The sequence below is a fragment of the Streptomyces sp. NBC_00727 genome, from assembly GCF_045161745.1.
In the GTDB taxonomy this organism is placed as follows: Bacteria; Actinomycetota; Actinomycetes; order Streptomycetales; family Streptomycetaceae; genus Streptomyces.
Window position 1 is genome coordinate 5600858 of the sequence record NZ_CP108981.1, and the last position, 24130, is coordinate 5624987.

At 72.0% G+C, this 24130-nt stretch carries 25 protein-coding genes; 10 read left to right on the forward strand and 15 right to left on the reverse strand.

The window, feature by feature from the left end:
* Nucleotides 1–41: 41 nt before the first annotated feature.
* Entirely contained in the window at nucleotides 42–695 is a 654-nt protein-coding gene (locus OG242_RS25415) for a Crp/Fnr family transcriptional regulator (RefSeq protein ID WP_405900340.1), read from the reverse strand.
* Nucleotides 696–956: 261 nt separating this feature from the next.
* Here OG242_RS25415 and OG242_RS25420 point away from each other — a divergent pair, with 261 nt between their 5' ends.
* Entirely contained in the window at nucleotides 957–1514 is a 558-nt protein-coding gene (locus OG242_RS25420; protein WP_405900341.1) for a Pycsar system effector family protein, read from the forward strand.
* Nucleotides 1515–1541: 27 nt separating this feature from the next.
* Here OG242_RS25420 and OG242_RS25425 read toward each other — a convergent pair whose 3' ends face one another.
* The 7 genes from OG242_RS25425 to OG242_RS25455 form a co-directional block, all read right to left on the reverse strand.
* Entirely contained in the window at nucleotides 1542–2732 is a 1191-nt protein-coding gene (locus OG242_RS25425) for a cytochrome P450 (protein WP_405900342.1), read from the reverse strand.
* The gene (locus OG242_RS25430; RefSeq protein WP_405900343.1) at nucleotides 2729–3919 is read right to left on the reverse strand and encodes an MAB_1171c family putative transporter; all 1191 of its coding nucleotides are present in this window, start codon (nucleotides 3917–3919) and stop codon (nucleotides 2729–2731) included. Before OG242_RS25430 ends, OG242_RS25425 begins: the two co-directional genes overlap by 4 nt.
* Nucleotides 3916–4443, reverse strand: a complete 528-nt coding sequence (locus tag OG242_RS25435) for a regulator component (protein WP_405900344.1) — start codon at nucleotides 4441–4443, stop codon at nucleotides 3916–3918. Before OG242_RS25435 ends, OG242_RS25430 begins: the two co-directional genes overlap by 4 nt.
* Nucleotides 4444–4694: 251 nt before the next feature.
* A complete protein-coding gene (locus tag OG242_RS25440; protein ID WP_362458333.1) occupies nucleotides 4695–5150 on the reverse strand; it encodes a helix-turn-helix transcriptional regulator in 456 nt (151 codons plus the stop codon).
* Nucleotides 5151–5263: 113 nt separating this feature from the next.
* Complete coding sequence (locus tag OG242_RS25445; RefSeq protein WP_405900345.1) at nucleotides 5264–5467, reverse strand: hypothetical protein; 204 nt, start codon at nucleotides 5465–5467, stop codon at nucleotides 5264–5266.
* A 109-nt stretch (nucleotides 5468–5576) separates the two neighbouring features.
* A complete protein-coding gene (locus OG242_RS25450) occupies nucleotides 5577–6605 on the reverse strand; it encodes a hypothetical protein (RefSeq protein WP_405900346.1) in 1029 nt (342 codons plus the stop codon).
* An 82-nt stretch (nucleotides 6606–6687) separates the two neighbouring features.
* The gene (locus OG242_RS25455; RefSeq protein ID WP_405900347.1) at nucleotides 6688–7593 is read right to left on the reverse strand and encodes a helix-turn-helix transcriptional regulator; all 906 of its coding nucleotides are present in this window, start codon (nucleotides 7591–7593) and stop codon (nucleotides 6688–6690) included.
* A 189-nt stretch (nucleotides 7594–7782) separates the two neighbouring features.
* Between OG242_RS25455 and OG242_RS25460 the strand changes: the two genes are divergently transcribed.
* Nucleotides 7783–8331 (forward strand): SRPBCC family protein, encoded by a 549-nt coding sequence (locus OG242_RS25460; protein WP_405900348.1) that lies wholly within the window; start codon nucleotides 7783–7785, stop codon nucleotides 8329–8331.
* Nucleotides 8332–8358: 27 nt separating this feature from the next.
* Here OG242_RS25460 and OG242_RS25465 read toward each other — a convergent pair whose 3' ends face one another.
* Complete coding sequence (locus OG242_RS25465; protein WP_405900349.1) at nucleotides 8359–9618, reverse strand: DUF3500 domain-containing protein; 1260 nt, start codon at nucleotides 9616–9618, stop codon at nucleotides 8359–8361.
* A gap of 206 nt (nucleotides 9619–9824) precedes the next feature.
* Nucleotides 9825–10514 (reverse strand): NAD(P)-dependent oxidoreductase, encoded by a 690-nt coding sequence (locus tag OG242_RS25470; protein ID WP_405900350.1) that lies wholly within the window; start codon nucleotides 10512–10514, stop codon nucleotides 9825–9827.
* Between the two features lie 46 nt (nucleotides 10515–10560).
* On the opposite strand from OG242_RS25470, the gene OG242_RS25475 reads away from it, so the two are divergent.
* Both OG242_RS25475 and OG242_RS25480 read left to right on the forward strand, forming a co-directional pair.
* Entirely contained in the window at nucleotides 10561–10944 is a 384-nt protein-coding gene (locus tag OG242_RS25475; RefSeq protein WP_405900351.1) for a winged helix-turn-helix transcriptional regulator, read from the forward strand.
* A gap of 319 nt (nucleotides 10945–11263) precedes the next feature.
* Nucleotides 11264–12931 (forward strand): carbohydrate binding domain-containing protein, encoded by a 1668-nt coding sequence (locus OG242_RS25480; RefSeq protein WP_405900352.1) that lies wholly within the window; start codon nucleotides 11264–11266, stop codon nucleotides 12929–12931.
* Nucleotides 12932–13037: 106 nt separating this feature from the next.
* Here OG242_RS25480 and OG242_RS25485 read toward each other — a convergent pair whose 3' ends face one another.
* Nucleotides 13038–14288: a cytochrome P450 gene (locus tag OG242_RS25485; RefSeq protein ID WP_405900353.1), complete on the reverse strand. Its 1251-nt coding sequence runs from the start codon at nucleotides 14286–14288 to the stop codon at nucleotides 13038–13040.
* Between the two features lie 353 nt (nucleotides 14289–14641).
* Nucleotides 14642–15475 (reverse strand): alpha/beta fold hydrolase, encoded by an 834-nt coding sequence (locus OG242_RS25490; protein ID WP_405900354.1) that lies wholly within the window; start codon nucleotides 15473–15475, stop codon nucleotides 14642–14644.
* A 203-nt stretch (nucleotides 15476–15678) separates the two neighbouring features.
* Between OG242_RS25490 and OG242_RS25495 the strand changes: the two genes are divergently transcribed.
* On the forward strand, nucleotides 15679–16215 hold the full coding sequence (locus tag OG242_RS25495) for a GNAT family N-acetyltransferase (protein WP_405900355.1): 537 nt from the start codon (nucleotides 15679–15681) through the stop codon (nucleotides 16213–16215).
* A gap of 163 nt (nucleotides 16216–16378) precedes the next feature.
* On the opposite strand, the gene OG242_RS25500 is transcribed toward OG242_RS25495, so the two are convergent.
* Nucleotides 16379–16657, reverse strand: coding sequence for a metal-sensitive transcriptional regulator (locus tag OG242_RS25500; RefSeq protein ID WP_405900356.1), 279 nt, complete (start codon nucleotides 16655–16657; stop codon nucleotides 16379–16381).
* A 193-nt stretch (nucleotides 16658–16850) separates the two neighbouring features.
* Between OG242_RS25500 and OG242_RS25505 the strand changes: the two genes are divergently transcribed.
* The 3 genes from OG242_RS25505 to OG242_RS25515 are packed head-to-tail and all read left to right on the forward strand — an operon-like array spanning nucleotide 16851 to nucleotide 20841.
* On the forward strand, nucleotides 16851–18752 hold the full coding sequence (locus OG242_RS25505) for an alkyl/aryl-sulfatase (RefSeq protein ID WP_405900357.1): 1902 nt from the start codon (nucleotides 16851–16853) through the stop codon (nucleotides 18750–18752).
* Between the two features lie 32 nt (nucleotides 18753–18784).
* Complete coding sequence (locus OG242_RS25510; protein WP_405900358.1) at nucleotides 18785–19240, forward strand: SRPBCC family protein; 456 nt, start codon at nucleotides 18785–18787, stop codon at nucleotides 19238–19240.
* Nucleotides 19241–19278: 38 nt separating this feature from the next.
* Nucleotides 19279–20841 carry a phytoene desaturase family protein gene (locus tag OG242_RS25515; RefSeq protein WP_405900359.1) on the forward strand — a complete coding sequence of 521 codons (1563 nt, stop codon included), beginning with the start codon at nucleotides 19279–19281 and terminating at the stop codon, nucleotides 20839–20841.
* An 8-nt stretch (nucleotides 20842–20849) separates the two neighbouring features.
* Here the strand turns inward: OG242_RS25515 and OG242_RS25520 are convergent, their stop codons facing one another.
* Nucleotides 20850–21728 (reverse strand): SDR family oxidoreductase, encoded by an 879-nt coding sequence (locus tag OG242_RS25520; RefSeq protein ID WP_405900360.1) that lies wholly within the window; start codon nucleotides 21726–21728, stop codon nucleotides 20850–20852.
* A gap of 231 nt (nucleotides 21729–21959) precedes the next feature.
* Between OG242_RS25520 and OG242_RS25525 the strand changes: the two genes are divergently transcribed.
* A complete protein-coding gene (locus tag OG242_RS25525; RefSeq protein WP_405900361.1) occupies nucleotides 21960–22646 on the forward strand; it encodes a HemK2/MTQ2 family protein methyltransferase in 687 nt (228 codons plus the stop codon).
* The gene (locus OG242_RS25530; RefSeq protein ID WP_405900362.1) at nucleotides 22630–22851 is read left to right on the forward strand and encodes a CDGSH iron-sulfur domain-containing protein; all 222 of its coding nucleotides are present in this window, start codon (nucleotides 22630–22632) and stop codon (nucleotides 22849–22851) included. Before OG242_RS25525 ends, OG242_RS25530 begins: the two co-directional genes overlap by 17 nt.
* 48 nt (nucleotides 22852–22899) lie before the next feature.
* On the opposite strand, the gene OG242_RS25535 is transcribed toward OG242_RS25530, so the two are convergent.
* The gene (locus tag OG242_RS25535) at nucleotides 22900–24129 is read right to left on the reverse strand and encodes a cytochrome P450 (protein ID WP_405900363.1); all 1230 of its coding nucleotides are present in this window, start codon (nucleotides 24127–24129) and stop codon (nucleotides 22900–22902) included.
* Nucleotide 24130 lies beyond the last annotated feature (1 nt).

Genomic DNA, 24130 nt, shown 5'->3' on the forward strand with positions numbered 1-24130 from the left:
CCGCATCAAATGACACAGAACGAAGGGCCGTTCGGACCGGCTCAGGGCCGTTCCGGTTCCCAGCGGGCCAGGCCGGCGGGGTCGAGAACCACGACGGCGCCCCTGCGGGTGGCGACCAGCTCAGCCGACTGCAGCTCCCGGAGGGTGCGTACGACGGACTCCCTGGAGGTGCCGACGGCACCCGCGAGTTCGTACTGGGTGATGCGCACCGACCGGGCCGATGGTGCCCAGGAGGGCATGTCCGTGCCGTACCGGTGGGCCAGCTCGACCAGCAGCCCGGCCACCCGTTCGGCGGCGGTTTCCGCTCCCAGTGCCTCGCGCTGGACGTCGGCATGACGGAGGCGGGCGGTGATGCTCCGGAGCACCGAGAGGCCGAGGTCGCCGTTGGCCCGGATCAGCGCGGCGAACCTGCTGCCCGGCAGGGCCGTCCCGTGTCCGTCCTGGAGCGCGATCACGGAGGCGGAGCGCACGTCCCCGTCGATGCAGGCCAGTTCGCCGACCAGCTCACCGGCCCCCCGGAAGGCGAGGAGGCTGGTGTATCCGCCCACGGACTCGGATACGACCTTCACCACGCCGCCGCCGAGCAGGATGGTCCGGTCCGCCGTCTCTCCCTGGCGCAGGAGCACGTCCCCGCGCCGCCATTTCTCCGGGGACCCCGCGCCGCGAAGGAGGGCGAGGTGGTCGGGGCTGAACACATACGGTGCCGGGTGGGGCGGCCCGGCATCCGGCAACGGACGTAAGCGGTCCCGCACAGGACCCCCCTCCTGTTCCGGTCGGGAACGCGGCCGAGGTGCGGCTGCGGCGGCCAACTGTATTGCTGAGACTGCTTGGTTGAGAGGCATTTGACCTACAGCGTCGCGTGGCCCGCGCACACAATCAGGAGATGACGGTCACCGGCCGGGCGCCGGGTACCGGCGGCCGGGACGGGCCACGTTGCCAACCGAGGGGGATGTGCCATGACGGACAGCTTCAGACCGGACGCGCACCTGCCGCCGAGCCGGGAAGGCGCCGAGCCGCCGGCGGTCACGACGGCCTGGCGTATTCACGCCTCCCTCGCGGAGTGGACCGGCCGGGCGGACGCGAAGGCTTCCACGGCCCTGAGCGTGGAACTCGCCGTACTGGCGGGCGGGATGGCACTCATCTCGTCCGGCCGAGGTACGGGGCAGGACGGGAACGTGGTGAGTGCCGTGCTGATGGGATCGGGCATGCTGCTCGTGCTGCTGGGTGTCTTCATGGCGGCTGCCGCGCTGTTTCCCCGTAGCTGGACGCGGACGGGCCGGACGGGTGAAGCGGCTCCGCCCGAGAACTTCGTCTACTTCGGAACGCTGCGCAGGATGCCGTCGGAACGGGTCGTCGCGATGCTCCGGGACACCGATGTGCTGGAGGTGCTGAGCGGTCAGCTCGTGACGATGTCCCACATCGGCTGGCGGAAGCTGGTACTCGTCAAGTACTCGCTGATTGCCGCCTGTTCCGGGCTTCTGCTGATCTCTCTGGCGGTCTGGTCGACGGTCTGACCGCGATCCGGCGGTTGCGTTCGGGGGTCAGGCGAGGGTGAGGGGGAGGGCGGTCAGGCCGCGGGTGAGGCGGGTCCGGCGCCAGGTCAGGGCTTCTGGGGCGACGGCCAGGCGGGTGTTCGGGAAGCGGGTCACGAGGGTGCGGAGGGCGATCTCCGCCTCGGCCCGGGCCAGGGGGGCACCCGGGCAGCGGTGGATGCCGTGCCCGAAGGAGAGGTGGCCGCCGGCGTCGCGGTCGAGGTCGAGGCGGTCCGGGTCGGGGAACGCCGCCGGGTCGCGGTTCGCGGCCCCGGGCGCGATGAGCACCGGGTAGCCCGCCGGGATGCCGACCCCGCCGACGCGCAGCTCCTCCGTGCTGTGACGGAAGGTGGCCACGCTCACCGGGGAGTCGAAGCGGAGCAGTTCGTCGAGGGCGTCCGGGATCAAGTCCGGGTCCCGGCACAGTCGGTCGAAGGCCTCCGGGTGCCGGAGCAGGGCAAGTACGGCGTTGCCGATGAACTGGGTGGTGGTCTCGTGCCCGGCGACCACGAGGAGGGTGGCCAGGGAGACGGTCTCGTCCCGGTCGAGCCCGCCCTCGTCGCAGTCGCGCAGGAGGGAGTGGAGCGCGCGGTCGCCGGAGCCGGCGCGGGCTGTCTCGACGAGGCGGGTCAGGTACGCGCCGATCCTGTGCGAGGCGGCGTCGATACGGTCGGTGTCGGTCGCGTCGAAGAGGTCGTGGGACCAGCCGGCGAGCGTGGAGCGGTCGGATTCCGGCACCCCCAGCAGCTCGCAGACCACGGTGACCGGCAGGGGCACCGCCAGTTCCGCCACCAGGTCGACCTCCGCGCCCGGTCGCCACGCGGCCACGAGGTCCTCGACGACCCGGGTGATGTACGGGCGCAGGGCCCGGACGCGTCCGGTGGTGAACAGCGGCGTCGCCACCCGCCTGTGGCGGGTGTGCGCGGGAGGATCGCTCGCCAGCATGTTGCGGGAGATCGCCGGGTGCAGGTCGCGGTTCGACGGACGATCGGCGAAGAAGCGGGCCGTGTCCTTGGACAGGCGGGGGTCGGTGAACGCCTCGCGGGCCTCGGGGTGGCCGGTGATCAGGTAGGCGTGGTGGCTGCCGGAGCCGGTGGGGATCCGCCGGACCGGGCAGCCTTCGCGCAGCCGCTCGTAGGTGGGGTAGGGGTCGGCGAAGAAGCGCGGGTCGCGCAGCGGGTCCTGCCGGGGGGCGGTCACGAGGCCGCGCCCGCGTGCGCGGGTGCCGGCTGCCGCGCGTAGGCGTCCGCCACGAGCAGCAGCCACGCGGTCTCCGCCTGGAGGTCGCCCTTGCGGGAGGCGGTGCCGGTGGCCGGTGGGGCCTCGTCGTCTTCGGGGGTGGCTCCGGTGTGCTTCGCGGCGACGGCCGCGGCGATGACCGCCGCCTCCACCCCTGCTTCGCCCTCGGGGGTGCCGGCCGTGCCCCGGCGGGCGGCCTCGGCGGCCGCGGCGTCCCGTACCGACGACCGACGGTACCGGCGCAGGGCCAGCACGCAGTCGTTGATCTCGATGACCCGGCGGTGGAGGTGGAAGTCGAGGTCGTGGGTGTCGGCCCCGGTGTTCCCCGGATCGAGCACGACCTCGGGGACCGCTGCGGTCACCTCCCGCCACAGCGGTTCCAGCGCGGTGAACGAGTTCCGCTCCCAGCGACGCCGGCGCAGCCGGCTGAGCGGCCACAGCAGGGCGGGGAGGGTGAGCCCGAAGGTGATGAGGAGCACGGCGACGGCGGGGGCGGTCACGCTGAACGTGCAGCGGAAGGGGGTCAGCGGCGTCGAGCACCGGGCGTGGTCGGGAACGAGCCCCAGACCGAGGCCGATGGAGACCAGGGCGAAGAGCTTGTACGCGGCGTAGACGAGGGCGAAGCCACAGCCGACCGAGGTCGTGCGCAGGCCCCAGCGCTGACTGCGGCGGGTCGAGCGCTTGGACTGGGCCCAGGTCTGCAGCAGGAAGTCCTTGGCTGTGTACCCCAGGCAGGAGATGTAGACGAGCACGTAGCACGCGTACAACACCGTGTTTCGTCCGGTGAGTTGTTCGGCGGCGAAGAAGGCGGTCATGCAGGCGACGGAGATCGCGAGGGCGATGACGCGCAGTCGGATCTGCCGGTGGGCCCGTTCGCGGTCCAGATTGAGCTGGAAGAGGAAGGCGAGGACCGAGGTGGCCGCCGTCAGGGTGAAGGTGTTGCTGAGGAGTCGGGCGACGTGAGGGACCACCGATTCGACCGCGTGCTCCACGGCGGGGGCGTAGGAGGCGAAGGCGAGGGCGAACGAGGTCAGCAGCGCCGCCATCGCCCACGTGCCCGTGGGGCGGTGTCCGCCGCGTCCTCGCACCCAGTAGGCGGCGAAGCACAGCAGCACGACGGACGTGCCCGTGAAGAGGATGTTGATCATTTCCGGTGGCGCTTCTTCCTGTGTGGCTCGGCGAACAGCGCATCCCAGCTCTCGGCGCCGCTGGCGGGCCGGCTCGACGGGCTTTCGCGTCCCCGGTACATGAGTTGCCGGATCACGCTGGCCATCACCTCGGCCTCGCGTTCGTCCTCGCTGGTGTAACTCGTCCGGCCGGACATGCGCTGCACGAGGGTGGGGCTGAACCCGATCGCGCGCAGGGCGTCCTGGTCCAGTTCCAGACTGCCGGGGTGGTCGCAGATGATGTGGCTGATCTCGTGGGCGAGGATGTGGTTCTGGTGGAGGGGGGAGGTGGCCTCCTCGTAGAACAAGAGGTCGGCGTCCGGGGTCTCCAGGCGGATGCCGCACGGGGCGTCCATGGCGCCCAGGGTGCTCAGGGGGCGCAGGATGATGGGGCGCCCGCGTTGTCCGGCCACGGCGTCGCGGAGGTCGCGGGTGCTGAAGCGGTGCGGGAGTCGGAGCGCCTCGACGCGTGCCTCACACGCGGCGCGAAGCTGCTCGAAGTCCATGTCCTCACTCCGGTGACGCCGGGCGGGCTCGGTCGGCCGTTGCGAGCCTCTCCCCGGAAGCCCGGTATGCGCGCCCCATGCTGGCATGTTCGCGACTCCGCGGTGCGGGCGGGGTGTTGCCGCGGACGTGCCGTGCGGCCCGGGACGCCAGGCCGGTCCCGGGAAACGGCTGATGCCCCCTGCCGATGACCGGCCACAGGGGGGTGTCGTTGTCGGGGCGGGGATCGCACGATCGCCGCCCGGTGCGCGGCTCAGTCGTCCAGGTTGAGGTCCTGCGCGGGGTCGTCGGTGGTGAGCCCTTCGAGTTTCCGGGCCTGTTCGATCACGGTGGACAGCATCTTCAGGCTGTCGACGCTCAGGCCGTTGGCGCGCAGGGCCACCTTGCGGACGTCTTGGTCGCGCATGGCGGCGAGCAGGCCGATCTCCGCCTTGGTGCGTTCGGCCGCCGCGCTGTCGACGAAGTAGCCCGCCGGCACGCCGAAGAAGTCGGCCAGGGCCTTGATGGTGTGTCGCGTCGGGTTCCGCTTGGCGCCGGTGCGCAGTTGCTGGATGGCGCTCGCCGTCACCCCGCGTCCCTCTCCGGTCGCAGCCCTGCGGATTCCCTCGGCGACCTCCGCGTAGGTGTACGGCCCCCGGGAAGGGGGGTGCACCTCGCGGAAGAGGTGGTCCAGGAGTTGGGCGAAGGTGGGCGACTGGTCATCCTCCACGTACACGACCTCCTTGGCGATGGCGAGCCTTGCCCACCACAGTGTCTCTCGAAGCCCCTCGGGACTGCCCCGGCAACACTCTGGTTGACGCCGGGCAGTCACTCTGGTGTACGTTACCAATGCTTCGTCGCCACTGCAGTGTCGAGGAGGGTGGCGGCGCCGGCCGGGCCGGGGTCGAGCTTCACGGGGGTGAGCTCGGCCGACGACCCGGAGCGCGGCACCAGACCGAGCGTCAGCGGGCCGAGCGCCTCGGAGACCGTCGTCAGCGTCAGGACGTACAACACGCCCCAGCCGGTGTGGACGGTCTCCGAGGCCACCGGGACCCCGGCGATCAGGGCGAGCCGTCACAAACCCGACGGCAGAGTGGCCCAGGAGCAGGGGAGCCGGAAGGGCCCTGTGCCGTAGGGGAGTTGCCCAATCAGGTCACTAGTGGTGGTGGCCGTGCAGGCGGGCGCGCAGGAGGTTGGGGTCGGTGGCCGTGGTGTAGGCGGCGCTGAGGACGTACAGCTCCTTGCCGCGCAGGGCGACGGAGGTGGGGTTCTGGAGTCCGTCGCCGGCGTCCAGGACGGTGGTGCTGGTGCCGTCCGGCTGGATGCGGACGACCTTGTTGGGGGCGTTGAGGGTGGCGAGCACCTCGTTGCCGCGGCCGGTGAACGCGAAGTCGTCGATGCCGGCCAGGCCCGTTGCCCTCACCTGCGGCCTTCCCGCCCGGTTTCCGTGACGGACCGGGATGCGCAGGAGGGTGCCCTTGTCGAGGTTGGTCACCCACAGCGCGCCGTTGTGCACCTTCGCGCCGTTGGCTCCGAGGAAGCCGGTCGAGGCGAGTTCGGGTGCGGTCGACCAGGCGGTGGGCCGGCCCCCGGAGAGCGGCACGGTCCAGATGGTGCCGAGCACCGAGTCGGTGATGTAGAGCCGCTTGCTTCGCCGGTCCAGCGCCAGGCCGTTGGGCAGCCCGTCCGCGGGCAGTGCGGCGATGCGCTTCGGGGCGTGCCCGGGACGCAGCCGCCACAGGCCCGTCAGGTCGGCGGTACCGGTCGCGTACAGCACGTATGTGGCGCCGTCCGGACCGTGGACGATGCCCGTGGTCAGGGGGAAGTGCAGGGCGGGCGTGTTGACTCCGCCGTCGGCGGGCGCGGGCAGGGTCGCCAGGACGCGGGTGGTGCCCCGGGGCGTGATCCGGGCGACCTGGCGGGCGGCGGCGAACGTGACGTCTGCCGTGCCGTCGGGCAGCAGTGCGATGTTCTCCGGCATCTGGTGCGCGTCCAGGTCGAAGTGGGTGGCGATCCGCACGTCGCTCAGGAACCCCGGAGACACCGCGGCGCTGTGGGCGGGCGGGGCGGCGTAGGTCGTCGCCGGTGCCGCGTGGGCGGGCAGGGCCAGTGCGGAAGCGGTGGCGGCCATCAGGGCGACCGTCGTGATGATCTTGCTGCTCCGTCGGCTGATGCGCTGGGACATGAATTCCTTCACTCTCACTGTTTTCGGGCAGGCGGCAGCCGCGATGCGGCGGTGCCGGGGTGATGGTGGTCGAGGGGTCGGTTCAGAAGGTGTCGGTGCTCGCGTCGGCGTTTGCGCGAGCGGAGGCCGCTTCCCGTGACGCGGTGCCGTGGGCGAGCAGCTGCAGAGCCGTCTCGGAAGGGGATCCGGGAACGGCTGTGGCGATCACCACGGCCGGACCGGTCCCCTGCGGGCTCTGGAGCGTCTGCTGAGTGACGGTCAGGGTCCCGACCGTGGGGTGGTGCATCTCGTAATCGGCGACATCGCAGGCCAGGATCCGGTGATCCGCCCACATGGTGGCGAACTCCGGGCTGCGCATGATCAGTTCGCCGACGAGCCCGGCCAGCAGCGGGTCGTCCGGGTACCGGCCGGCGGTCAGGCGCAGGTTGCCGACCACGGCCTTGGCCTTGGCGGGCCAATCGGTGTAGAGGTCGCGGGTGTGCGCGTCGAGGAACACCAACTTGGCCATGTTCGGCCGGCAGCCCGGTTCGGCGGGGGCGCCCTGGTCGAGATGGCCGGCGAACAACGAGTGGCCTTGGGTGTTCCAGGCCAGGACGTCACTGCGCCGGCCCATGACGATGGCGGGAGTGCCTCCCAGAGCTGCCAGCAACGCGCTGGTGGGCGGGGTGATGCGCTCAGGACGTGGACGGGGTGCGGCCTTGCCCCGCTTCGGTGCACGGGCGAGCTCGTGCAGATGGGCCCGCTCCGACTCATCAAGACGCAGGGCGGACGCGAGGGCATCGAGCACCTCGCGGGAGGCGTTGCGCGACTGGCCCTGTTCGAGCCGGGCGTAGTACGGCGCACTGATGCCCGCGAGCATGGCCAGCTCCTCCCTCCGCAGCCCCGGCACCCGGCGCCGCTCGCCGTAGGTCCGCAGCCCGACATCGTCGGGTTGCAGAAGGCTCCGGCGTGCGTGGAGGAAGTCGGCGAGCTGCCCTTGCTTGTCCATGGGAACGAGTATGCGCGGCGCCTCCGAGCCCTGCCTCACCCTGCTGGGGTACGGCTCCGCAGGGTGTGGCCGGCTCTCCGCACCGTCCCCCAGGATGAGCCCGCAGCGCGCTCGTCGGCCGACGGGCGCAGGGCGATCACGGCCCATACCCGGCCCTCTCCGGGCCACCCGACACCTACGGAGCCAGCCATGAGCACCACCACGTCCAACAGCGTCCCCCGTGGCGAGCGCAGTCCTCTGACCGGTCTCGATCTGACGCCGTTCACCTTTGCCAGGCGGTGCTGGGTGGCCCTGCCGCCGGACTCCGTCTACCGCCTGATCAGCGATGTCTCACTGATCGGGACGTGGAGCCCGAGCGCCAGCGCGGTGCAGTACGAGCCGGGGGACGGCCCCTGGGCCGGCGCACGGTTCAGTGGCAGCAACCGCCGGGAGGGGCGCGAATGGGTCACCCGTTCCGAGGTGGTGCGAGCCGATCCCGGTTCCCGGTTCGCCTTCGTCGTCGGCGGAGCCGAGGACGGCATCGTGCGCTGGGACTGGCGCATCCGCGCGCAGGGCACGGGCAGCGTCGTCGAGCAGACCTGGCGACTGCTGCGTACGGACCCGGTTCTGGGCGACACCGTCGAGGACGTCCTCGCCCTGCGGGATCACATGGCGGAGAGCGCGGAGTCCACCCTGGTCGCCCTGGCAGAGTGGATCGCGGGCCACGGCGGTCAGCCCGTGTTCGGCTCGACGAGATGATTCCGCGTCGGACGCCGCCCGGGAACGTCAGTGGTCGCTGTCCGGCGTGTGGTGCGTGGCGTAATGCTGGGCGAGGAGGCTCTTGCCGTAGTCGTTGCCGCCGGGTTCGCGGACGATCGTGTGGACGTGGTGGCGCGCGGGTTCTTCGTTACTGAGGAAGACGCCGGGATGGTTGTCGTATTCCACGAGCAGGATCGGGGAGTGGATGCGGTAGTAGAAGGCGCAGACATCGTCGTGGCCGCCGCGCCAGACGAAGTGGGTGTCGTCGAGATGGCGGGCGACCTCTTCGAGCTTGCGCTCCGCGTGGAGTGCGGGGAGCCGGCGCAGGTAGACGCGGGCGAGGTCCAGGAGGAGGTCCTGCTGGTCCGCGGAGAGTTCGCTGCCGTTGATCCCTTCGGCCGGCAGGATCAGGTTGTCGCTGCCGGCACCGGCGAGGTGCCGGCCGTTCCAGGACCCGGCCGGGTCGGCGGCGCTGATGGAGCGGCTGAGCAGGAAACTGCTCTCCTGCCGCCTCGTGAGGGACCGGCGGAATCTCAGGCCGTGTCCGGTCTCGTCGTCGAACGCGTGGACACCGGCGTAGCGTCCGGTGTCGCAGGAGGTCGGTTCAGCACCGAGGAACACGGGGGCCATGACGAGTTGGCTGCCGACGAAGACACAGTGCACGTCGATGTGGTGTCCCATGAGCTTCCAGCCCCACGGTTGTCCGGAGGTGGGGTCGCCGAAGACCGTGAACCAGTAGGTGAACTCGGTCAGGGTGTCACGGTAGTCGTCGATCAGCTCGCCCAGGGCGCCGTTGAGCTGCATCGCGGCGCGGACGAGGTCGAACCCCTCCCGGCTGAGGCTCTCCTCGATGACGGCCAGGGCCAGTTCGCGTTGGGTGACCGTCAGGCGTTCGAGCCGCATTCCCTTGGGGGTCCAGGTCGGGATGGCGTTGGTCCAGAGCCGCCAGTCGGGCGAGTTCATCGGTAGCCGTGCGACGGTCCGCTCGAAGGGCATGAGGGCGTCAAGGTAGGCGTCAGCCGCGTCGGCCGCCGCGGTGGGCCGGATTCCCGTGTCGGTCAGCCGGTAGAGGCCGGGGGCAGGGGCACCGTCCGTGGTGATGCCGACGTAGGGCTCGCCGTGGGCGCGGATCGGCGCCGTCAGTTCGAAAGTGATCTCCGGTGGAAGCAGGTCGGCGTGGAGGATGCCGTCGACCACCGGCATGGTGCCCTTCGCCTTCGGAAGCGGCAAGGAAGCGGCTGTGTGCTGCCGGACCGGGGTGGCGCGCTGCGTGTTTTCGGCATTCATGCCGTGTCCTTCTACTCTGCGGAAAAACAGCCAGAACATTCCCCCGGGACGGAATTCAGGAAGGCCGGGTGAGTGAGCCGTCTTTTGGTGTGGTGCTCCGGTTGTTCCTCGCGACCCGTCGAAAAGACGGAAAGCCGCTACCGGGGGAACGCGTCAACGTTTCGTTTTCCCGGTCGATCCCGGAAGAATTCTCTGAAGTCGTCCGCTCAGTGGCCGAGGTTGACCTGTGCCCTGTGGTGGTTCCCCTTCTCGATCAGGTCGACGAACCCGAGGGCGTAGTCCGCGGCGGAGATCGCGCCGCCGTCCTCGGGCTGGACCGCGACGTCGTCGCCGAGCCGATAACGGCCCAGTCGTTCGCCGGGCATACGTGAGCCGAACCTGAGCGCCGGGCTCACGAAGACCCAGTCGAGTGTCGTGGGCGTGGCCGGAAGGTCCTCAATGATGAGCGCCGCTCCTGCACGGATCTCGTCGTGGAGTTCCGTGGGGATGTGGCTGAGGTCGGTGACGAAGCGGTCCGCCCCGGGGGCGGGGCGCAGCGACGAGTAGCCGCCGACGACGAACAGGGGTGCGCCTGAGGCGTCGGCCAGACGCGCGACGGTGCTGTAGGCGTCGCGGAAGGTGCTGGCCAGCGGGCCGCGCGGGGCGAGTGCGCCCACTACGACGTCCGCTCCCCCAATGGGTGCCGAGAGCGTCGCTTCGTCGGTGGCGTCGCCTTGGACATAGGCCACGTTCGGGAGGGGAGTGCCGGGGAGCGAGCGGCTCAGCGCGGTGACCTGGTGACCTCGGGCAGCGGCCTCCGCGACGATGGCCGAGCCGGCATATCCGGTGCCGCCGATGACGGTAATGCGGGACATGAGGTGCCTTTCCACGGAACGGGTGGTGTCGGACGACGCCATGCGATTACCGTAGGCGCGCAGCTCTCCTATCGGAAGAAGGCACTTTGTGGTAACCACTCAGTCCGAGTCGGTGCTCCACGGCAGCCCCTATCGCGCGGACTGCCCGACTCGCCACATCCTGGATCGCATTGGCGACCGTTGGACGGTGCTCATAGTGGGCGCCCTCTGGGACGGCAGTGCCCGCTTCTCGGAATTGCGCCGGCGCATTGAGGGCGTCTCGCAGAAGATGCTCACCCAGACTCTCCGCGGGCTCGAACGGGACGGGCTCGTGCGCCGTACCGTCCACCCCGAGGTTCCGGTCCGCGTCGAGTACACGCTCACCGAGGCGGGCCGCACCCTGCGCGCGCCGCTGCGCGCGCTGGAGGAATGGTCGATCGCGCACCTCGGCGACGTGACAGCGGCGCAGGAAGCCTACGACCGCGCGGACTGACGGCCGGGTTCTCGCAGATCCGGACCACCGGGGGTCTGCCCCCGGAAGCAGCCGTCCGCAGGGTACGGGCCGCACCCTCGCACCGGACCGGGCTCGCGTGCAAGCGATTCGCCGGTCGGCGCCCTGTCTGTCAACTTCCGGCAAGCGAGGCACCCCGCAGTCGTTCGTCTTTGGTCCAGACCTATTGACGGGCCCGGTCCCCGCTTCTACGCTCCCGTCGATCGGCGCACCGCATCTCCCCAGTTCATCCGGGGCCGTGCGTCCACGCCCCCCTCACGCACGCCCACGCCCGCTGCACGGGGCGAGAATGGAGCACAGCATGTTCCGTCGGAGGATTCGGACTCTCTCCGAGGCGGATGACGGGCATTCGACCGCCGTTCGGCCCCGGCGCAGCTCGACCGCCCTGACCCGCACGCTCGCCGGGGTGAGCGCCGCCGCCGTCATCGGCGCCTGCGTCACCCTCGTCGGCACCGGCTCGGCCGGTGCCGCCACGGCCAACCTGGTGACCAATTCCGGCTTCGAGAGCGGGCTTTCCGGCTGGACCTGTACCAACGGTTCCGGCGCGGCCACCAGCAGCCCGGCCCACTCCGGCTCGTCCGCGCTGAAGGCCACGCCGTCCGGGCTGGGCAACGCCCAGTGCACCCAGACGGTCAGCGTGCAGCCCAACTCGAAGTACACGCTGAGCGCCTTCGTCCAGGGCAGTTACGTCTACCTCGGCGCCAGCGGCACCGGAGCCACCAGCGAGCCGTCGACCTGGACGCCCAACTCGTCCTCGTACAGCGAGCTCAGCGTCGGCTTCACCACCGGCGCCAACACCACGTCGGTGACGGTCTACCTGCACGGCTGGTACGGGACACCCGCCTACTTCGCGGACGACGTGTCGCTCACCGGCCCCGGCGGTACGACGCCCCCGCCGACGACCCCGCCGCCCACCGACCCGCCGACGACGCCCCCGCCCACCGACCCGCCGACGACGCCCCCGCCCACCGACCCGCCGACGACGCCCCCGCCCACCGACCCGCCGGGCGACGCCACCTGTGCCACGAAGCCCAAGCCGGCCGGCAAGGTGCTGCAGGGGTACTGGGAGAACTGGGACGGCGCCTCGAACGGTGTCCACCCGGGCATGGGCTGGACCCCCATCACCGACAGCCGGATCGCCCAGCACGGCTACAACGTCATCAACGCCGCCTTCCCGGTGATCCTCTCGGACGGAACCGTCCTGTGGGAGGACGGCATGGACGCGGGTGTGAAGGTGTCGACGCCGGCGGAGATGTGTGAGGCCAAGGCGAACGGCGCCACGATCCTGATGTCCATCGGCGGCGCGGCCGCGGGCATCGACCTGTCGTCGAGCAAGGTCGCCGACCGCTTCGTGGAGACGGTCGTCCCGATCCTCAAGAAGTACAACTTCGACGGGATCGACATCGACATCGAGACCGGTCTGTCCGGCAGCGGGAACATCAACACCCTGTCCGCCTCCCAGTCCAACCTGATCCGCATCATCGACGGCGTACTCGCCAAGATGCCGGCGGGCTTCGGCCTGACGATGGCGCCCGAGACCGCGTACGTCACCGGCGGCAGCGTCACCTACGGGTCCATCTGGGGCGCGTACCTGCCGATCGTGAAGAAGTACGCCGACAACGGCCGGCTGTGGTGGCTCAACATGCAGTACTACAACGGCAGCATGTACGGCTGCTCGGGCGACTCCTACCAGGCCGGCACCGTGGAGGGCTTCGCCGCCCAGACCACCTGCCTCAACAACGGCCTGACGATCCAGGGCACCACGATCAAGGTGCCGTACGACAAGCAGGTGCCCGGCCTGCCGGCCCAGCCCGGCGCTGGGGGCGGCTACATGGCGCCCAGCCAGGTCAGCCAGGCGTGGAACACGTTCAACGGCCAGCTCAAGGGCCTCATGACGTGGTCCCTCAACTGGGACGGCTCGAAGGGCTGGTCCTTCGGCAACAACGTCAAGTCCCTGCAGAACCGCTAGGACCGATGCGTCCGGTCCACCGGGGCCGGACGCATCAACCTGACACATCCCGTCCGGAGTTGTCCGTCGCCGCGGGGCGGCCGGGCAGCTCCGGACGCGCGTTCCCTCACCCCCTCAGCCGCACCGGCAGCCGTCGCACGCTGTTGCCCACGAACGAGGCGTGGCGCGGGAGTTCCGGGTCCGGGGCCGCGAGGTCCAGGGTGGGGAAACGGGTGAAGAGCTGTTCCAGGGCCGTGGTGGCTTCCAGGCGGGCCAGGGGTGCGCCCATGCAGTAATGGGCGCCGTGTCCGAGGGAGAGGTGGCGGGGTCCGTCGGTGCGGGTGATGTCGAAGTGGGTCGCGTCCGGGCCGTGGGCCTTCGTGTCGCGACCGGCCGCCGAGTAGCCCGCGAGGACCGGGGTGCCCCGGGGGATCACGGTGCCGTCCAGGGTCAGGTCGCGGGTCGGGTAGCGGAAGGGGAAGTAGCTGACCGGGCTGTCCCAGCGAAGGGTCTCCTCCACCACGTCCGACCAGCTCGCCCTGCCGGAGAGGACCAGGTCGAGCTGGCCGCGGTGGGTGCACAGGGCGCGTACGGCGTTGGTGATCAGGTTCAGCGTCGTCTCGTGCCCCGCGATGATGGTCAGCATCAGCGTGCCGACCAGCTCCTGCGGGGTGAACCGGTCGCCGCTCTCCTCGCGGGCCGCGATCATCGCGCTGGTGAGGTCGTCGCCCGGGTCGGCGGTCCGGGCGGCCGCGACCGCGCTCAGGATCCCGGCCATCTCCCGGTTGGCCGCCATCGCCTCGGCCGGGCCGATGTCGGTGGCCACGATCTGGTTGGAGAGGGCGTGCAGCCGGTCGTGGTGGGCCTCGTCCACGCCCAGCAGCTCGCAGATGACGCCCATCGGCAGCGGCAGCGCGAAGTGGGTGCGCAGATCGACGACGCCGTCCTCGGTGGCGGCTGCCGCCTCCAGGCCGTCCAGTAGACGGTACGTCAGAACGGTTATGCGCGAGCGCAGTTGTTCGATCCGGCGGGCCGTGAACGCCTTGCTCATCAGCGACCGCAGCCGCCGGTGGTCGGCGCCGTCCGCGGTCGTCATCCCCTGCACCGTGGCGAACGTCTTCAGCGGCCAGCCGTCGGGGATCTCCCCGGCCTGGAGCGCGGTGAAGTGCTGTGCGTTCTTGGCGACGTCCGGGTGCGCGAGGAATTCCTTCAGCGCGTCGTGGCCCAGCACCGCCATCCCCTGCACCTCGCCCGGGAGGACCACCGGAGTGACCGCCCCCCGGGCCAGCAGCCGGGCGTTGGCGGCGTGCGGGCAGCCCCCCGCCGGGTCCAGGCGGTGCGGAAGGTCGGCCACGGGGTTCGGCGACGGCGTGTTCAACAGGGCTCCAGGTCTTCGGAATGCGAGGCGAGGGGCACGCAAAGCGTAGGCCGGCCGGTCGGAATTGTTGAGGCCCCGATGCAGCCGTCGTAGAGGTCGACGACCACTGACCCCACGGCCTCCACGGCGAGATGGGCGTCCGGAATGGTGTCCATGGCGGCGTGGATCTCGGGGAGCGGGAGGGTACGGAACCGGGCCATCGGGCTGCCGGGAGCGGCTCTGCCCCCGCGGCGGGACCGTGTGGGGTGGCAGAGGACTTCGCCCTCCACCCAGGGATGGACGAGGGCCAGTCCGTCGTTCGTCGTGATGCTGTGGAGCAGGGGGTGTGACGGCTGGTGGCCTGCCCTGCCCGACTACTGCCATGGGTGGGCGCTGGTCGACGTGGAGACTTCGAGCTGCTCCAGGAACGCCGACAGCGCGCCGTACAGCGCCTCCGGCCGCTCCAGGTGCAGGTCGTGGCCCGTGCCGGGGACGCTCACCGCGTGCGTGCCGGGGCGACGGCGCAGCATCTCGTCCACCTGCTCGGCCGGAAGGAAGCTCTTTTGGCCCAGCACGAGCAGCGTGGGACAGGCGACCCGGTCCCACTCGTCGTGGAAGCAGCGCCGGGCGTTCTCCGTAATGGAGCCGGTCATGACGTCCCGGTCGAAGCGCGGCCACCATGCCCCGTCGCGTTCCACGAGCCCCGCCGCCCAGCCCGCACCGGCCGGCCCCCCGCCGAAGAAGGCGGCCGCCGCCTCGCGGGAGGCGAACGGCACCGGCCACGAGTCGAGCCAGCGGCCGATGTGCTCGTCGAGGCCCGGGGCCGGCCCACCGGACCCGGCCTCCACGAGCACGAGCGCGCTCGGCAGGTCCGGGTGGGCGGCGGCGGTCAGCATGGCCGTGTGGCCGCCCAGCGACTGCCCGACCAGGACGGGCCGCTCCAGGCCCAGGTCCCGTACGACGGCAACGACATCGTCCACGTACGCGGCGCGCGAGACGTCCTCCGGCCGGCGCTCACTCGCACCGTGCCCGCGCTGGTCGACCGCGACGACCCGGTGGCGGGGAGCCAGCAGCTCCGCGAGCGCGTCCCACTCGCCCGCGTGGCCGGCGAGGCCGTGCAGCAGCACGACTGGCCGGCCGGGGCCGCTCCGGTCCCGACAGGCGAGCCGGACCCCGTCCCGCACCACGGTGTGTTCGGTCCACGGCATGCTTCCCCCAGGTGCTCGACCATTCGTGCTGATCATGCCGCAACCCGCAACCCGCAACCCGCAACCCGCAACCCGCAACCCGCAACCCGCAACCCGCAACCCGCAACCCGCCGACCGCAAGACACCCCCCAGTGCCTCGGCTCGGCGACGGGGGAGTCGCCGCCGCCCCTCCGCCCCGCCGCGCCACCGGGATAATCCGTGCGGTGAACGAACGTGTGGAGTTGCCGGAAGGGCTGGGTCTTCGCCCCTGGGAGATGGCCGACGCCCCCGCCGTACGGGAGGCGTTCGCCGAGCCGGGCATGGAACGGCAGGCCGAGGCACCCATCTGCTCGGTGCCCGACGCCGGGCTGTGGATCGGCAGGCGGCAGGAGCAGTGGAGCCGGGGTGCCGCCTTCGCGTTCGCCGTCGTGGACGCGTCGGACACCGCGCTGGGCGGCGTCGCCGTGAGCAGCCTGGACACCCGCCACGCGACCGGGTGGGTCTCCTACTGGACCGGTTCCGCAGCGCGCGGCAGGGGAGCGGCCACCCTCGGCTGCCGGGCGCTCGCCGACTGGTGCTTCACCGAACTGGAGCTCTTCCGGCTGGAGTTGGGGCACCGTACCAACAACCCCGCCTCCTGCCGGGTGGCGCTCGCCTCCGGCTTCGCGGCCGAGGGGCTGCAACGCCGGAAGCTGGCGTACGACGGCGTCCGCTACGACGTCGAGACCCACGCCAGGCTCGCGACGGACCCCGTCCCGTAGGGCGCCCACGGCTCGAAAAACACCCCCTCCGGGAGCGGGCTCCAGCGGCTGTTCGCCCGGTTACTCCTCGCGGTCGCCGCGTTCATGCTCGTCGACGCGCTGACGTGACGGCGGTACGGGGGCCGCGGCGCTCCCCCGTACGCGGAGAGCGCCGCGGCGCGCCTCACGCCAGGGACAGGAACAGCTTCTCCAGGCGGGCCCGCATCTGGTTCCGGTCCGCGGCCGGCTGCTCGCCTTCGGCCATGCACTGCTGCAGGCCCGTCGCGATGATGGCGAACCCGGCCCGGTCCAGGGCGCGGGAGACCGCGGCCAGCTGCGTGATCACGTCCTCGCAGTCCCGGCCCTCCTCGATCATCCTGATGATCCCGGCGATCTGGCCCTGGGCCCGCTTGAGCCGGTTGAGCACCGACTTCAGCTCGTCGGCCGCCATGTCCAGCTCCACGGCTCCTCCCTCGTCATACCCATAGGGGTATATCCTAGCGCGTTCGGCGCCCTCGCCCGGTCGGTCCAGGGCGCCCCGGCCTCCCCGTACGGCGTACACCCGCTTGTGGGGGCCCGTACGCCGGGTGAGGGTGGCGGTGGCCCGGGTCCGCGCGCTGCCGAGCCGTCAGGCCGTCGCCGTGAGGGAGACCGACATGCCGCAGGACACCGACGCCAAGCCCGCCGAGCGGGCCGTGGCCCAGGCCAACCGGGCGGTCCGGCGCGACTACCCCTTCGGCGACACCCAGGACCTGGAGGACGCGCGGCGCGGGTTCATGGGGACGGCACCGGACCCCCTGATCCGTGACGCGACGGGCGGTGCCGTGTGGGACCTGGAGGCCTACGGATTCCTCGACCAGGAATGCCCGGACACCGCCAACCCGAGCCTGTGGCGGCAGAGCAGGCTGTGCTCCGAGCACGGCCTGTTCGAGGTGACCGAGGGCATCTACCAGGTACGCGGCTTCGACCTGTCCAACATGACGATCGTCGAGGGCGAACGCGGCGTCCTCGTCATCGACCCCCTGGTGTGCGCCCCGACGGCCGCCGCCGGTCTCGCGCTGTACCGCGCCCACCGGGGCGAGCGGCCCGTCACGGGCGTGCTCTACACCCACAGCCACGTCGACCACTTCGGCGGCGTGCGCGGCGTGCTGACCGACGAGAACGTCGCGGGCGGAGTGCCCGTGCTCGCCCCGCACGGATTCCTGGCACACGCCGTCAGCGAGAACGTCTACGCGGGTACGGCGATGAGCAGGCGCGCCGCCTACATGTACGGCGCCGCCCTCCCGAAGGGGCCGCAGGGCCAGATCGGCGCCGGGCTCGGACAGAGCGTCTCGACGGGCGCGCCGGGGCTGGTCCCGCCCACCCTGGACATCACCCGCACCGGCCAGACCGAGACCGTCGACGGCATCCGCATGGTCTTCCAGCTCACCCCCGGCACCGAGGCACCGGCCGAGCTGAACATCCACTTCCCCGACCTCTCCGCCCTGTGCATGGCGGAGAACGCCACGCACAACCTGCACAATCTGCTGACCCTGCGCGGCGCCGAGGTCCGCGACCCGCACGTCTGGTCCCGCTACCTCACCGAGTCGGTCAGCCTCTTCGGCGAGCTGTCGGACGTCGCCTTCGCCTCCCACCACTGGCCCGTCTGGGGTCGCGAGCGCGTGATCACCTTCCTCACGGAACAGCGCGACCTGTACGCGTACCTCCACGACCAGGTCCTGCGCCTGCTCAACCAGGGCTTCACCGCACCGGAGATCGCCGAGCGGATCGACATGCCGCCCGCGCTGGAGAGGGTCTGGCACACCCGCGGCTACTACGGCTCCGTCAGCCACAACGCCAAGGCGGTCTACCAGCGTTACCTCGGCTGGTACGACGGCAACCCGGCACACCTGTGGCAGCGCCCGCCGGCCGAAGCAGCCCGGCGGTACGTGGAGTTCATGGGCGGCGCCGGTGAAGTCCTGCGCAGGGCGCGGCAGTCGTTCGCCGACGGTGACTACCGCTGGGTGGTGGAGGTCGTCAACCACGTGGTCTTCGCGGACCCGGGGAACGCGCAGGCGCGCGCCCTCCAGGCCGACGCGCTGGAACAGCTCGGCTACGGCAGCGAGAACGGGACCTGGCGCAACGTCTACCTGATGGGCGCCCGGGAACTCCGCCACGGCAGCCTCGGCACCCCGACCGCCACCGCGTCGCCCGACGTCCTGGCGGCCCTCACCCTGGACCAGCTGGTGGACTCGGTCGCCATCCGCGTCAACGGCCCCCGCGCCTGGGACGCGGACATCACCGTCCGCTGGGACGTCCACGGCGGCGAACCCCTCACGACGCGGCTGCGCAACGGAGTCCTCATCCACGTCGTGGGCCCCGGGCCGGCCGCGGGCGAGCCCGGCCTCGTCATCGCGCTCGCGGAGGCCGACCTGCGGGACGTCCTGACCGGCGCGGTGCCGCCCGAGGACCTGGCGTCCCGCCCCGGCGTCGAAGTCGTCGGAGAGGCCGCCCTGCTGACCGAACTCCTCGGCCACCTCGACGCCCCCGACCCGGACTTCGCCATCGTCACCCCCTGAACAGCCCCGACCCACGAGCACCGGAGGACCCCATGGCGGTACGGCACCGCTTGATCGAAGCATCGGTGGCGGACGTATGGAGAGTCCTCGCGGACCCCTCGCGCTACAGCGACTGGGTGGTCGGAACATCCGACTCGCAGCCTCGTAACGGCAGTTGGCCGGAGGTCGGCTCCAGTCTCACCTACACCCTGGGAATCGGCCGTTGGTCCGTGCAGGGACGCACCATCGTCCGGCGGTGCGAGGCCCCGCACGTGCTGGAGCTGGAGGCCGACAGCGGCCGGATCGGCACCGCCCGGATCGCCCTGGAGATCCGGCAGTGGGGCGACAACGCCCTGGTGACGCTGGACGAACACCCCCTGCGCGGGCCGGCCGGAAAGCTGCACAACACGGCCATCGACGCCGTGATCCAGCTGCGCCACCGCAGTGTGCTCGCCCGTCTGGCGCAGACCGTCGAGTCGGCCCCGAAGGGCGCGCGCGAAGCGGTCTGACCAGGCACCTTCTCGGCTCCCCGAAACTGGAGGCATTGATGCCGGACGCCGTGGTCATCGGCGCGGGACCCAACGGCCTCGTCGCGGCGAACCTCCTCGCCGCCGCGGGGTGGAGCGTGGAGGTGCTGGAGGCGCAGCCGGAGCCCGGCGGCGCCGTCCGCAGCGACCGCGGGGTGCACCCCGACTACGTCACCGACCTGTTCAGCGCGTTCTACCCGCTGGCGGCGGCCTCGCCGGTCCTCGACGGGCTCGACCTCCGGGCGGAGGGGCTGCGCTGGTCGCGGGCGCCCCGCGTCCTGGCGCACCCGCTGCCGGACGGCCGGTGCGCGGTGCTGGAGAGCGACGCGCGGGACACCGCGGCGAGCCTCGACGCGTTCGCCGAGGGCGACGGCGCGGCGTGGCTGGAGCTGTGCGCCACCTGGGACCGGGTGCGCCGCGATGTGCTGGGCGCGCTGTTCACGCCCTTCCCGCCGGTACGCTCCGGCATCCGCCTCGCCGCCCGGCTCCGCGCCGCCGACGGCCTCCGCCTGGCGCGGACCCTGCTGCTGCCCGTACGCCGCCTGGGCGAGGAACGGTTCGGCGGCGAGGCGGCCAGACTGCTGCTCGCCGGCACCGCGCTGCACGCCGACCTCGGCCCCGAAGCGGCTATGAGCGGCGGTTTCGGCTGGCTGATGTCCATGCTGGGGCAGACCTACGGCTTCCCGGTGCCGGTCGGGGGCGCGGGCGCGCTCACGGCGGCCCTGGTACGGCGGCTTGAGCGGCACGGCGGCGTGCTCCGCTGCGGTGAGCAGGTCACCGAGGTCGTCGTACGCGGCGGACGCGCCGTCGGCGTACGCACCGCGAAGGGCGAGGCCGTGCCCGCGTCCCGCGCCGTGCTCGCCGACGTCTCGGCCCCGGCGCTCTACACCCGGCTGGTCGACGCCCGGCACCTGCCCGGCCGTCTCCTGGACGACCTCCACCGCTTCCAGTGGGACTTCGCGACGTACAAGGTGGACTGGGCGCTGAACGGCCCGGTGCCCTGGACCGCCCGCCCGGCCGCCACGGCGGGCACCGTGCACCTGGCGGACGGCGTCGACGGCCTCACCCGGTTCACGGCGCAGATCGCCATGGGCCAGGTGCCGGACCGCCCGTTCCTCCTCTTCGGCCAGATGAGCGCCGCCGACGCCACCCGCTCCCCGGCCGGCACGGAGGCCGCGTGGGCGTACACCCACGTCCCGCACCGCATCAAGGGCGACGCGGGCGAGGACGGCCTGACCGGGCGCTGGGACCGGGGCGAGCAGGAAGCCATGGCCGACCGCATGGAGCACGAGGTGGAACGCTGGGCCCCCGGCTTCCGCTCCCGCATCACCGCCCGCCGCCTGCTGGCGCCCCCGACCATCGAATCCATGGACGCCAACCTGCCCGGCGGTGCGATCAACGGCGGTACGGCGTCGGCACACCAGCAACTGGTGTTCCGCCCGACCCCGGGCGCGGGGCGGCCCGAGACTCCGGTCAGGGGCCTGTACCTGGCCTCCGCCTCGGCGCACCCGGGGGGCGGGGTGCACGGGGCGCCGGGGGCGAACGCGGCGCGAGCGGCGATGCGGAGGCGGCTGCGCCGCTGACGTGCGGGTCAGTCCCGCCGTACCGGGCCCGCCGGCCCCGCCGCACGGCCGCCCGCGCCCAGCAGGCCCGTGGCGGTGAACTGCGACCGGGTCAGCTCCTTGCGCGTCGCGAGGGCGACCACGCCCGGAAGCGCGGCGCGTACCGCCTGGACGCCGCGCAGCCAGCCGGGAACGTATACGGACGGCGACCGGCGCTCGATCGCGGCGACCACGCGCCGGGCCACGTGGGGCGCCGGGTAGGTCTTGCGGGTGGGCGGCGGCATGTGGGCACGCAGTTCGCGCAGGACGGGGTACCGGTCGGCATCGCGGATCATGTCGGTGTCGATCCAGTTGAGGTACGCGATGCCCACGCCGACGCCGCGCGGGGCCATCTCCGCGCGCAACGAGTGGCACAGGGCCTCCACACCCGACTTGGAGGCGCAGTACGCGCTCATCATCGGCGCCGCCCCCACGGAGGCCAGGGAGGCGATCTGGAGGTAGTGCCCGTGGGTGTCCAGCAGCTGTGGCAGGAACACCCGGGCGGTGACCGCGCTGCCGATGAGGTTGACCTCGATCACGCGCCGCCAGCTCTCGGGGTCGGAGTCCGCGAACGGCCCGCCCTCGGCCACGCCCGCGTTGGCGACGACGATGGAGGCGGGGCCCAGGCGGCGGCGCACCTCGCCGGCGACGCGCGCCATCGCGGCGTCGTCGGTGACGTCCACGTGCCAGTGCCCGGAGGGTGCGGGGAGCGTGCCCGCCACTTGCGCGAGCGCCTCCTTCTCCAGGCCGAGCAGGGCCACCCGGGCGCCCCGGGCGGCCAGCTCCCGGGCCACGGCCTTGCCGAGGCCGCGCGCCCCGCCCGTCACCACGGCCGTACGGCCGCTCAGCAGGTGCTTCCGGTCGGTCACGGAACTCCTTCATGGTGACGGGAGGGCCGGAGCGCCCTGTTCCGGCCATGGTCACCCGGGCGCGCCGGATGCGCGCGGCGGGAGCGGCCTCGCATGGGGTGGTGACCTCGGGGCAGGAGGCCGGAGACCGCCGTCCGAGTCGCGGCGGGCGGCGGGCCCGTCCACTCTGGACGGGGTGATCCCGCGCCGGTGAGAAACGAGGACCCGCCTTCCCCCTCATGGAGGATTCGGATGACGACTGCCGCCGCACCGCCCATCGACCTGGGCAGCCTGTGGACCCTGCCAGGGGTCTACGCGCCGCAGGCCGACACCCACCTGCTGGCGCGGGCCCTGCAGACCGAGGGCCTCGACGCCGGCATGGACGTCCTGGACGTCTGCACGGGCAGCGGCGCGCTCGCCCTGCTGGCCGCCCGCAGCGGAGCCCGCGTCTGCGCGGTCGACATCTCACGCCGGGCCGTGCTGACCGCCCGCATGAACGCCGCCCGCGCCGGTCACCGAGTACGGGTCCTGCGCGGCGATCTCACCGGCCCCGTCGCCGCCCAGCGCTTCGACCTGATCGTCAGCAACCCCCCGTACGTCCCGGCCCCGCACACCCGCACCACCCGCAGCCACGGCCCCGACCTCGCCTGGGACGCCGGCCTCTGCGGCCGCCTGGCCCTGGACCGCATCTGCGCCCGCGCCCACGACGTCCTGCGCCCGAACGGCGCTCTGCTCCTGGTCCACTCCGGCCTGTGCGGTACGGAGGAGACCCTGGCCCGGCTCACCGCGAGCGGCCTGCGCTGCGCGGTGACGAGCCGGTCCTTCGTACCCTTCGGTCCGGTCATGACGAAGCGGCTGCCCTGGCTCCGCGCGCAGGGCCTCATCGGCCCCCACGACAACACAGAGGAACTGGTGGTCATCCGTGCCGAACGACCCTGACCGCCCCCGCCGCCTCACCATCGAGCGCAACGGACCGCTCCTGATCGAGGGCCCGGTCGAGATCGTCCGGGAGGACGGCACCGTCGCCACCTCCGACCGCTTCGTCGTCGCCGTCTGCACCTGCCGCCGCAGCCGCGTGTACCCCTGGTGCGACACCAGCCACCGCCGCCACACGAAACCGCCGGGGCAGGGGCGTAAGGACTGAGACGAGCGACGGCCCGCGCCTCCGGGTGCGGGCCGTCGTCGGTCTTCCTCAGTGAGCCGGCCGGAGAACGACCGGGAGGCTCTGGTGGCCGTTGCTGATCAGGGACGGGAGGGGGAGGAGGTCCGTGGCGGGGACGGCGAGCCGGGCTTCGGGGAAGCGGGTGAAGAGCTGCTGGAGGGCGGTGGAGATCTCCAGGCGGGCGAGGGGGGCGCCGAGGCAGAAGTGGACGCCGTGGCCGAAGGCCAGGTGCTCCTTGGTGGGGCGGGTCACGTCGAAGTCGTCGGCGGTCTCGCCGTGCCAGTCGGGGTGGCGGTTGGCGGGGGCGAAGGAGACGAGGATCGCCTCGCCCCGGTCGATCTTCTGCCCGTCGGGCAGCGGGATGTCGGAGAGGGCGTAGCGCATCGGGATGTGCTTGACCGCGGGCTCGTGGCGCAGGGTCTCCTCGACGACGTCGTTCCAGTCGGCGCGGCCCTCGCGGAGGTGGGTGAGCTGTTCCGGGCGGGTCAGCAGGGCGGTGATGGCCTGGTCGATGACGTTGACCGTCGTGTCGTACCCCGCGGAGATCATCAGGAGCAGCGTGTCGCGCAGCTCCTCGTCGTCGAGCCTGCCGCCGTCGCCCTCCTCGTCGCGGGTGGCGAGCAGGAGCGAGGTCATGTCGTCGCCCGGCCGGTCCCGCTTGGAGGCGATGAGCTGGTCGAGCGCGCCGTACAGGGAGGCCGTGTTGGCGGTGGCCTGCTCGACGGTGAGGGTGGTGTCGAAGACGCCGTCGACGACGGAGCGGAAGCCGTCGAGCTGGTCGTCGGGGACGCCCATGAGCCGGCCGATCACCGCGATCGGGAGGGGGTAGGCGAGCTCCGTGCGGAGGTCGACGGGCACGCCGGCCGGCCGTTCGGCGAGCCCGTCGAGGAGTTCGGAGACGACCTTCTCGACGGAGACGCGCAGGTCCTGGATGCGGCGGGCGCTGAAGGCGGGGGCGATCATCCGGCGCAGCCGCCGGTGGTCGGCGCCGTACGCGGTGAACATGTTGTTCACCGCCACCCACAGGGCGAGCGGCCAGGTGGCCACCGTCTCGGCGAAGGCAGGCCAGTGGGCGCGGGCGTCCTTGGAGACCTGGGAGCTGGTCAGTAGCTCCTTGAGGAGGACCGGGTCGCTGACGGACCACGCGGTCACCCCGAGGACGTCGACACGGGTGGCGGAGCCGCGCTCGCGCAGCGCCCGGTACTCCGCGTGGCGGTCGGTGCCGGCCGGATCGAGGACGAGGATCGGCTGCTCGGACATG